The following is a 2158-nucleotide window of genomic DNA, read 5'->3' as shown; positions in this document are numbered from 1 at the left end:
ATGTATTTTTTTTCATATAAACTTTGTGCTACCTTTAACACCTTATCAGCCGTCCATCCATTGAATTTACTAGTAACAAATCCTTGCAAATTACTTAAGTTAAATAGTGCTTGTGGATATTCATTTTTTATCTCAACTTTTTTGCTCTTTATTACACCAGGCTTTCCCTCAACCTCATCTTTTAATCTAATAACACTTTCCTTATTTGTAAACTTATCCTTGCTTCCGTGAAAAAACTTTCCTTTATACTTTCCAAATTGATTTTCGAAGGTAGTAAAATAATTCATTAAAAGCTTCTGGTTTAAAGTTCTTTATTTCTAATTCCCTATCATAGATTAACTTAAGTGTTGGCATAAGTACTCTTCCAATATTAAGTAAGTTACCTCTTCCCCTTGTATACTTCATTGTAGCAACAGCAGTGAAGTTTATACCTATAACCCAGTCTGCTAGTTGCCTACTAAGTCCAGCATCTTGGAGGGTACTCATTTGAGCATTTGTCTTTAAGTTGTTCAATCCTTTATTAACCTCTTCTGGCGTCCATTCGTTAATTAATATCCTCTGTATAGGCTTTTTTACATTTAAGTATTTAAATATAAGAAGAGCAATAAGCTCTCCCTCCCTATCAAAATCTGTAGCTGTTATAATTTCTTCTATATCTTTTCTATTTATAAGGCTGCTTATAATATCTAATTGCTTTTTTGCCCCTTTATCAACTACCTTTTTATTTTTACTGTCATTTTTAATTTTATACTTGAACTCACCTGGTATATACGGAAAGTAATCAAAATCCCATAAAGCTAACTTTTCATCATAATCCTTGCCATCATACAAGGTCAATAAATGACCAAAGGCCCAAGTTATTACATATCCTGGACCTTCAATATATCCATCTTTTTTAGTTTTACATCCTAGTGCTTCTGCTATATTTCTAGCTACAGAAGGCTTTTCTGCCAATATTAACTTTCCCATAATTCACCTTCACTACATTATTTATATATTTTAAGTACAATGCTATTATACTTACTTTAGCTAAAATTGAAAAGGGATAAAATACTATTATTGAAAAATCAAATATTTTATTTGCCTATTACATTCTAAAGAAAATATTGTTTTCCGGGCGTAGAAACCTTTGAGAAAACAAAAAAATATAAAGATTTGAATTTCTTCAAACCTTTATATTTCAGAATTTGGTGACTCCTAGGGGAATCGAACCCCTGATTCCACCGTGAGAGGGTGGTGTCTTGACCGCTTGACCAAGGAGCCTAGTATTGTTAGATGTATACCCAACAGTAATATAATAACACCTTTTATATAATATGCCTTTATCTTCAAGACCCTCATTAGCTTTATCTACATCTTTATCTAAAACTACTGCAAATTCTTTAAAGAAAGGTTTATCTTTAAATAAAGGTTTTACCTTCCCAGATTCAATTAACTTGTTATAAGCATAATGAGATTTCTTTATACACTGTTCTGCCACCTCTTTAATTCCTTGCTTTCCAAGTGTGGACATATAAATAGCTGCTGATATAGCATTTAATGTCTGATCTGAACATATATTTGAAGTTGCCTTTTCACGTCTTATATGTTGCTCTCTTGCTTGAAGAGTTAATACAAAACCTCTTTTTCCATCTACATCTTCAGTTTGTCCAACTATTCTTCCTGGTAATTTTCTCATAAGCTTAGAAGTTGCTGTCATGAATCCTACGCAAGGTCCTCCGAAGTTTATGTTTTGTCCTAGTGCTTGTCCTTCTCCCACTGCAATATCCGCCCCTAGTTTTCCTGGGCTTTTAAGTATACCAAGTGAAATTGGATCTACACTCATTATGAAAAGTGATTTATTATCATGTATTATTTTTTCAGCCTCGCTAACATCTTCTATTATTCCAAAGAAATTAGGACTTTGAATTAATACTCCTGCTGTGTCTTTGTCCATAATACCTTTTAAGCTTTCTATATTTGTAGTACCGTCTTTCTCTTCTATTTCAACATATTCTACATCTCTAAACTTTAAGTAGGTCTCTAAAACCTTTCTTGTTTCAGGATTCACTGTTTTAGATACTAATACCTTTTTTCTTCTAGTTGACACAGATGATAATATTGCTGCTTCTGCTGCTGCTGTTGGTCCATCATACATTGATGCATTAGCTACATCAAG

At 32.4% G+C, this 2158-nt stretch carries 1 tRNA gene and 2 pseudogenes; all 3 read right to left on the bottom strand.

Features of this window, described 5'->3' with window-relative positions:
- Window positions 1-969: pseudogene (locus DY168_RS14460) on the bottom strand (DNA topoisomerase); the annotation flags it as partial.
- 219 nt (window positions 970-1188) lie between these two features.
- Window positions 1189-1263 (bottom strand) — tRNA-Glu (locus tag DY168_RS14455).
- Window positions 1264-1312: 49 nt separating this feature from the next.
- A pseudogene (gene gcvPA / locus DY168_RS14450) lies at window positions 1313-2158 on the bottom strand (aminomethyl-transferring glycine dehydrogenase subunit GcvPA); the annotation flags it as partial.

This window comes from Clostridium putrefaciens, assembly GCF_900461105.1.
GTDB classification, from domain to species: Bacteria; Bacillota; Clostridia; order Clostridiales; family Clostridiaceae; genus Clostridium_L; species Clostridium_L putrefaciens.
Note: the sequence above shows the minus strand (reverse complement) of the source record. Positions and strands in the feature narration are given on the sequence as shown.